This is a genomic window from Acidaminobacter sp. (genome assembly GCF_030247605.1).
Lineage (GTDB): Bacteria > Bacillota > Clostridia > Peptostreptococcales > Acidaminobacteraceae > Acidaminobacter.
In genome coordinates this window covers 1-1,917 of sequence record NZ_JAOTSB010000063.1, presented here as the reverse complement: position 1 = coordinate 1,917, position 1,917 = coordinate 1, and the positions used below count along the sequence as shown (strand labels likewise).

The window sequence follows — 1,917 nt, the reverse complement described above, 5'->3', positions numbered from 1 at the left end:
TCAAACAGATGCCGTGCTGCTGAGGCGATCTCCATGGGGCTTTGGGTCGCTAGGGGCAGCTGCATCTGATATTGACGATAGGATAGAGTATTGTCCTTCACTGTGATTTGTACGCCATTGGCTTTCATTTCATGGACTCGGAGCCGATGACTGATGTCCTGGGTCAGATGAAGCATGACCTTCCACACTTCTTCATTGGATTCAAGATCCGCTGTGCAGGTAGTTCCATGGCCAATGGATTTCACCGGTGATTGAAAGTCGTTTTTCATGACTCGGGATAAATCCTCGCCATTGGCAAAGAACCAAAGCATTTCACCGTTCTTTCCGAGGGTACTCTTTAGAAAATCTCTGGGTGCTCTGGCCAGATCTCCAATGGTTCGGATGCCGTAGCGGGCAAGCTTCTTGTCCGTTGCTCGTCCTACATAGAAGAGATCAGAAACCGGCAGCGGCCAGACCTTCTCTTGATAGTCACAGCGATTGATGACCGTGATGGCGTCCGGTTTTTTCATGTCGCTGCCAAGCTTAGCGAAGATCTTGTTATAGGACACGCCGATACTGACGGTAAGACCTAACTCCTCTCGGGTTGTGCGCCGGATCTCCTCCGCAATGGAGAGAGGATTTCCTAGAACACTTAGACTGCCAGTCACGTCCAGCCAGCATTCATCCATGCCATAGGGCTCAACCTGATCCGTATAGCGCTGATAGATCTCCCGGGTAAGCTTTGAGTATTTCAGATACTGCTCATATTGCGGTGGAACCATGATTAAGTCTGGGCATTTCTGTCTGGCTTCCCAGTTGACCATGCCGGTCTTGATGCCTGCTTTCTTGGCTTTTTCGGATTTGGCCAGGACGATGCCATGGCGGTCCTCTGTTGATCCACAGACTGCAATGGCTTTATCTCGCAGTGTTGGATTCAGCATGATTTCTACGGATGCTATAGAACCGCAATAAATCTGATGTTGAAAATAGGGATTTTAGTCAGATTAAACAAAGAACAAGCATCAAACCACTTGACTGAAATCCAGTCAAATTGTTTGATGCTTGTTCTGTATTAATGGTAATATAGTATTTTACTGTAAACGAAAAGGCAGACGATCCTTGGAAGCTCGCATCTGCCTTTTACTCCCCTGAAAAGAATTAACTTCTCAGGGTACACCAATTCGGGGTGCGATATCATGATAACTATTTACCTTCCAAAAAGCAACCAATTTCCCCAGGAGGACCACCAAAGGGCCTACGACGAGCTCATCGACCAGATTCCCTTCCACCAGCTTCGCTGCACCTGCGGTCGGTGCGGGGATCTGATCCGCCACGGCTCTTACACCCGGAAGATCAAGGTGTCGCTTGGCTATCAGCGACTCAAAATAAATCGAGTCATCTGTAAGGCTTGTAACAAGACCCACGCGCTGACTCCCGATTGGCTCATCCCTTATTCCTCGATCCTTCTCAAAGACCAAGTCCAGATCCTTCAAGCCCATCTGGCCGGCGAGAGCATGGAGCCCATCATGGCGGAACAACCCGTCATTGACGAATCGGCCATTGGCTACATCATCCGCCAGTTTAAGCGGCATTGGCTGCCCCGTCTGACCGCCTTTCAAATCCCCCTGGACAAAAATATCGTCCCAGCCTGCTTTCGCGCCTTTGGCCGACAGCTTATGCAAATTAAATGCACGCCCAATCTGCTGTTTTCTTAAACCCACACAACTTGCTTTTACGAGCCGTCTCATCGCCATTACACTTGCTATGATCAACAAATTATCATAGGGAGATACCATAATGAACGATGACAAACGACAGAAAACCGCCCTGTTCCGCTACGGGATCCTGGCTCCGCTCCTGAGTGGGGTCACCGAGGATGCCCTCAGTAATCAGGCGTTTTTTCGAGACGCCGCAAACAAGGTCTACACTACCCCCAGT

Annotated in this window: 2 protein-coding genes; one reads left to right on the top strand and one right to left on the bottom strand. The window is 49.4% G+C overall.

Annotated features, from left to right (window positions below):
- Positions 1 to 920: DNA polymerase Y family protein (locus tag OEL90_RS15010; RefSeq protein WP_300689933.1), on the bottom strand; the 920-nt coding region annotated here is incomplete at its 3' end.
- A gap of 255 nt (positions 921 to 1,175) precedes the next feature.
- On the opposite strand from OEL90_RS15010, the gene OEL90_RS15260 reads away from it, so the two are divergent.
- Positions 1,176 to 1,694 (top strand): DUF6431 domain-containing protein, encoded by a 519-nt coding sequence (locus OEL90_RS15260; RefSeq protein WP_414635027.1) that lies wholly within the window; start codon positions 1,176 to 1,178, stop codon positions 1,692 to 1,694.
- The last annotated feature ends 223 nt before the right edge of the window (positions 1,695 to 1,917 follow it).